General features: G+C 65.9%; 6 protein-coding genes. 5 read left to right on the top strand and 1 reads right to left on the bottom strand.

The genetic code is table 11. From position 1 onward, the window contains the following. From WKW79_RS36650 to dctA, 5 genes are all read left to right on the top strand, one after another. Positions 1-210: hotdog family protein (locus WKW79_RS36650; protein ID WP_479694203.1), on the top strand; the 210-nt coding region annotated here is incomplete at its 5' end. 30 nt (positions 211-240) lie between these two features. Then, positions 241-1,431, top strand: coding sequence for a CaiB/BaiF CoA transferase family protein (locus WKW79_RS36645; RefSeq protein ID WP_340340134.1), 1,191 nt, complete (start codon positions 241-243; stop codon positions 1,429-1,431). Positions 1,432-1,439: 8 nt separating this feature from the next. Next, on the top strand, positions 1,440-2,270 hold the full coding sequence (locus WKW79_RS36640) for an HpcH/HpaI aldolase/citrate lyase family protein (RefSeq protein WP_340340133.1): 831 nt from the start codon (positions 1,440-1,442) through the stop codon (positions 2,268-2,270). Between the two features lie 39 nt (positions 2,271-2,309). Further along, the gene (locus WKW79_RS36635) at positions 2,310-3,656 is read left to right on the top strand and encodes a class-II fumarase/aspartase family protein (RefSeq protein WP_340340132.1); all 1,347 of its coding nucleotides are present in this window, start codon (positions 2,310-2,312) and stop codon (positions 3,654-3,656) included. A gap of 84 nt (positions 3,657-3,740) precedes the next feature. Next, positions 3,741-5,072 carry a C4-dicarboxylate transporter DctA gene (dctA, locus tag WKW79_RS36630; protein WP_340340131.1) on the top strand — a complete coding sequence of 444 codons (1,332 nt, stop codon included), beginning with the start codon at positions 3,741-3,743 and terminating at the stop codon, positions 5,070-5,072. On the opposite strand, the gene WKW79_RS36625 is transcribed toward dctA, so the two are convergent. Beyond that, positions 5,066-5,434, bottom strand: a 369-nt coding sequence (locus tag WKW79_RS36625) for a LysR substrate-binding domain-containing protein (protein WP_340340130.1), incomplete at its 5' end; no start/stop codon positions are given. The two genes, dctA and WKW79_RS36625, sit on opposite strands and share 7 nt — an antisense overlap.

Below are 5,434 nucleotides of genomic sequence, written 5' to 3'. Positions count from 1 at the left end.
TTGATTGCCACGCTGCTGATGGACCTGCTGCGCCGCCAACTGCCCGATGCAGAGGTCGCGAGCTTCCGCTTCAAGGCGGTTCGTCCGACCTTCGACCTGAACGCGTTCCACGTGAGCGGACAGCCCCAGGCAGACGGCAAGACGATCCGCCTCTGGGCCTCCGACCATGAGGGCTGGCTGACGATGGACGCCACCGCCGTCTTGCGCTGACCCACACCCAACATCCAGAGAGACAAGCACATGCAGCCATTGAAGGGCATCACCGTCGTCACGCTCGAGCACGCGATCGCGGCGCCGTTTGCCACGCGACAACTCGCGGACCTCGGCGCCCGCGTCATCAAGATCGAGCGACCCGGCTCGGGCGATTTCGCCCGCGGCTATGACGAACGCGTGCACGGCCTGGCATCGCACTTTGTCTGGACCAATCGGTCCAAGGAAAGCCTCACGCTCGACGTGAAGCATCCCGAGGCGGCCCGCATCCTCGAGAAACTGGTGATGGAGAAGGCCGACGTGGTGGTGCAGAACCTCGCGCCAGGCGCAGCGTCGCGCCTCGGCCTCGGATTCAAGAAGCTTTCCGCGGCCAAGCCGCAACTGATCGTCTGCGACATCTCCGGCTACGGCGACGATGCCGACAACCCGGGGCCGTACCGCGACAAGAAGGCCTACGACCTGCTGATCCAGAGCGAAGCTGGCTTCGTCTCGGTAACCGGCACGCCTGACGAGCCCTGCAAGGCCGGCCCTTCCATCGCCGACATTGCCGCAGGCATGTACGCCTACAGCAGCATCCTCGCCGCACTGTTGCAGCGTGGCCAGACCGGCAAGGGCCAGCGCATCGACATCTCGATGCTGGAGTCGCTGGCCGAATGGACCAGCTACCCGCTGTACTACGCCTATGACGGTGCGGCGCCGCCGCCAAGGACCGGCGCCAGCCACGCCACCATCTACCCCTACGGTCCGTTCCCGGCCGGCGACGGGACGACGGTGATGCTCGGGCTGCAGAACGAGCGCGAATGGGTCAGCTTCTGCGACAAGGTTCTGCAGCAGCCAGGCCTGGCGACAGACCCGCGCTTCACCGCGAACTTCAAGCGTGTCGCCGAGCGTGTGGCGTTGCGCCAGATCATCGTGGATGCGTTCCAACCGCTGACGGGCGCACAGGTCGTGGAGCGGCTGGAACTGGCGCAGATCGCGAACGCGCAGGTCAACACGATGGCGGACGTCTGGGCGCATCCGCAGCTCAGGGCGCGTGGGCGGTGGACCGAAGTCGGCACGGCCAAGGGCCCGGTGCCGGCGATGCTGCCGCCGGGAACCTGGGACACCGGACCGCGCATGGACCCGGTGCCGGCGCTCGGCGAGCAGACCGATGCGATCCTGGCCGAGCTGGGCTACAGCGCGTCAGAGATCACCAGCCTGCACAGTTCCGACGCGGTGTGAGGCGCCTCATGAAATCCGACGCACCCATGCAGCCACGCACGTACTTGTTCGTGCCCGGCACGCGGCCGGAACGCTTCGCCAAGGCCCTGGCCAGCGGCGCCGACGCCGTCATCCTGGACCTGGAGGATGCGGTGGCCGCGGACGACAAGTCAGCAGCTCGCGTCGCCATCGCGACGTGGTTCGCGAGCGCCCCCACCGAGGATCGCTCGCGCATCGTGGTGCGAATCAACGACGCCGAATCGACATGGTTTGCCGACGACCTTGCGGCCATGCGCCGCGCCGACGTGACTTCCGTGCTGCTGCCCAAGGCCGAGTCGGCCGGGCAGATCGCCGCGACCCGTGCGGCCGTGCCCGGCGCCACCGTGCTCGCGCTGATCGAAAGCGCCCGCGGCGTGGCATGCGTGGACAGCGTGGCGTCCGCTGGTGCGTCGAGGCTTGTCTTCGGCACGCTCGATTTCGCGCTCGACCTCGACATGGACATCGCCTCGGACGCATCCGGCCTCGCCTATGCCGCGAGTCGGATTGCCATCGCCTCGCGCATCGCAGGCTTGCCCGCGCCGGTGGCGGGCGTCACGCCGCAACTTGACGACGAAGCGCGCCTGCTGTCCGACCTTGCCGATGCTCGTCGCCACGGCTTTGGCGCCAAGCTGTGCATCCACCCGCGCCAGGTTCTTCCCATTCACGCAGCGCTGCGCCCCGGCGAAGACGCGCTCGACTGGGCCCGCCGCGTGCTCGTCGCCGATGCCGCATCACCCGGCGCAGCCCGCCTCGACGGCCGCATGGTCGATCGCCCCGTGGTGCTTCAGGCCCAACGCACGCTGGCCCTGGCCCGCGATTGACCCCATTCCCCAACTTCCAGAGCAGAAAGAGACAACAACATGGCTTCCACCATCATCGATTCCCGGATCTTCGGCGACATGTTCAGCGACGTGCGCATGCGCGATGTCTGGTCCGACGAGAACCGCACCGCCAAGTACCTCGACATCGAACGCGCACTCGCCAAGGTGCAGGGCGAACTGGGCATCATCCCCAAGGAGGCGGCCGACGAGATCGTCAGGAACTGCGAGCTGTCGCAGATCGACTGGCCCCGACTCAAGGCCAAGACCGAGCAGATCGGCTACCCGATCATCGCGGTGGTCAACCAGATCAATGCCAACTGCCGCGACAAGCTCGGCGAATACTGCCACTGGGGCGCGACCACGCAGGACATCACCGACACCGCCGCCGTGCTGCAGATGCGCGAAGGCCTGGCCCTGGTCGAAGAGGACCTGAACGAGATCGGTGACGCACTGGCCGCTCTCGCGACGAAGTACCGCGACACCCCGATCATCGGCCGCTCGAACCTGCAGCAGGCCACCCCCATCACCTTCGGCTACAAGATGGCCAGCATCCTGGCCGGCATCGACCGCCATCGCGAGCGCCTGCAGCAACTCAAGCCGCGCGTGTTGATGGGCGAGTTCGGCGGCGCCTCCGGCACGCTGTCGTCGCTGGAGAAGGGCGCGATGGAAACGCAAGCCGGCCTGATGAAGGAGCTGGGCCTGGCGCAGCCGCTGATCTCCTGGCACACGGTGCGCGACACCATCGCCGAAGTCGGCGCCTTCCTCGGCCTGGTGGGCGGCTCGCTCGGCAAGATCGCGATGGACGTCAAGCTGATGATGCAGACCGAAGTGGCCGAGGTGTTCGAGCCCTTCGCGCCCGGCCGCGGCTCCTCGTCGACCATGCCGCAGAAGCGCAACCCCATCTCCTGCCTCTACATCCATGCGAACGTGTCGGTGGCGCGCCAGCATGCGGCTGCACTGATGGATGCGATGGTGGCCGACCACGAGCGCTCCACCGGCCCGTGGGAAATCGAATGGGTGTCGCTGCCCGAGATCTTCTGCCTGATGTCGGGCGCATTGAAGCAGACGAAGTTCGTCCTCAAGGGCCTCGAGGTGGACGCCACGCGCATGCGCGCCAACATCGACATCACCAACGGGCTCGTGATGTCCGAGGCCGTGATGATGGGCCTGGGCCCGTACATCGGTCGCGAATACGCGCATGACCTGGTCTATGACCTGTGCCGCCAGTCGATCACCGAGAAGCGGCCGCTGATCGAGATCCTCGCGGCGCATCCCGAGATCAACAAGCATGTCACCCGCGCGCAACTGGATGCCATGTGCGACCCGGCCAACAACCTCGGCCAGGCCGGCGTGATGGTCGACCGCGTGTTGGCCGCAAGACGCTGAGCGTCCGCCTTCCATTGCACTGAGAGACCGAACCGGCACAGACCGGTACGCACACCTGCGCGCCCCCATCCAGGAGACAACACCGTGAAAATCCCCAAGCTCTTGAAGCTCCTCTACGTCCAGGTCCTCATCGGCCTGGTCCTCGGTATCACCGTCGGCCATTACTGGCCCGACTTCGGCGCCAACCTCAAGCCGCTCGGCGACGCCTTCGTCAAGCTGGTCAAGATGATGATCGCGCCCGTGGTGTTCTGCACCATCGTCAGCGGCATCACCTCGCTTGGCGATTCGAAGGACATCGGCAAGACGCTGCTGAAGGCGATGGGCCTGTTCTACGCATTGACCATCATTGCGCTGATCACTGGCCTCGTCGCCGTGTTCGTGCTGCAGCCCGGCGCCGGCATGCACATCGATCCGAAGAATCTGGATGCCTCGGTGGCCGCAAATTTCGCGAGGCAGATCCACATCCACGGCTTCACCGACTTCGCCCTGCACATCATCCCCAACGCCTTCTTCGGTGCGTTCGCGGAAGGCGAAGTGTTGCCGGTGCTGCTGCTGGCGGTGCTGTGCGGCTTCGGCCTGACACGCATCGGCGCGGCGGCCAAGCCGGTGCTCGACGGCATCGAAGGTCTCTCGCACATGCTGTTCGCGGCCTTCGGAATCATCATGCGCCTCGCGCCCGTCGGCGCATTCGGCGCGATGGCCTTCACGGTTGGGCGCTACGGCATCAAGTCGATCGGCTCGCTCGGGCTGCTGATCGGCACCTTCTACGTGGCGTGCTTCTTCTTCGTCTTCATCGTGCTCGGCGTGCTGTGCCGCATCCACCGTTTCAAGCTCTGGCAACTGTTGCGCTACATCCGCGAGGAACTGCTGGTGGTGCTGGGCACCTCGTCGAGCGAACCGGTGCTGCCGCGCTTGCTGATGAAACTGGAGCGTCTCGGTTGCAAGAAGGGTGTTGTCGGACTGGTGCTGCCCACCGGCTACTCGTTCAATCTCGACGGCACGGCGATCTACCTCACGCTGGCGTCGATGTTCATCGCCCAGGCGTGCGACATCCACCTGTCATGGGGCCAGATCGCGGCGATGCTGGGCATCATGCTGCTCACTTCGAAGGGCGCGGCGGGCGTCACCGGCAGCGGATTCGTCGCCCTGGTCGCGACGCTCACGGTGATGCCTGAACTGCCGGTGGCCGGCGTGGCGTTGATCGTCGGCGTCGACCGCTTCATGTCGGAAGCGCGCGCCCTGACCAGCACGATCAGCAATGCGGTGGCCTGCATCGTGGTGTCGAAGTGGGAGCGCGCCTGCGACCATGAAGTGCTGACGCGCGAGTTGGCGTCCAACTATGCGAATACGGAACACGACCTCGAGGAGGGTGCGATGCAACCGATGCCGATTGGCAACGCAGGCACCGCTCATTGATCGACGGCAGCAGCTGGAATTGGCGCGGCGGCGCGGCCCTTGGCCGGCTTGCCGCGCCTTGCTTTCATCTCGAGGAAGAACCCGTAAAGCTGCTGTGCGGCTGGTGTCAGCGACCGGCCCTTTCGCTTGATGAGCCCGATCTTGCGGGTGATGAGTGGCTCGGAAAGCGGCACACTGACCAGCAACGGATGGTCGGGGCCCGGCATTGCCATTGACGGCACCGCGGCCACGCCAAGGCCCGCCTCGACCAACCCGAGCATTGTCGTCACGTGTTGCGTTTCGTAGATGCTTTGCGGCCGGCCCGGCAGGTTCGACAGCGCCTGGTCCAGCAACAGGCGATTCCCTGAAACCTTGCTGACCGA

Origin of the sequence: Variovorax robiniae (genome assembly GCF_037889955.1) — a bacterium.
Classification (GTDB): Bacteria; Pseudomonadota; Gammaproteobacteria; order Burkholderiales; family Burkholderiaceae_C; genus Variovorax; species Variovorax robiniae.
The sequence above is the reverse complement of the archived record's forward strand: the minus strand, read 5'-3'. Positions and strand labels throughout refer to the sequence as shown.

Excerpts from the sequence above, each read along its gene's own strand:
- WKW79_RS36645 (WP_340340134.1), top strand. The coding sequence starts at position 241 with ATGCAGCCATTGAAGGGCATCACCGTCGTCACGCTCGAGCACGCGATC.
- WKW79_RS36635 (WP_340340132.1), top strand. The coding sequence starts at position 2,310 with ATGGCTTCCACCATCATCGATTCCCGGATCTTCGGCGACATGTTCAGC.
- WKW79_RS36640 (WP_340340133.1), top strand. The coding sequence starts at position 1,440 with ATGAAATCCGACGCACCCATGCAGCCACGCACGTACTTGTTCGTGCCC.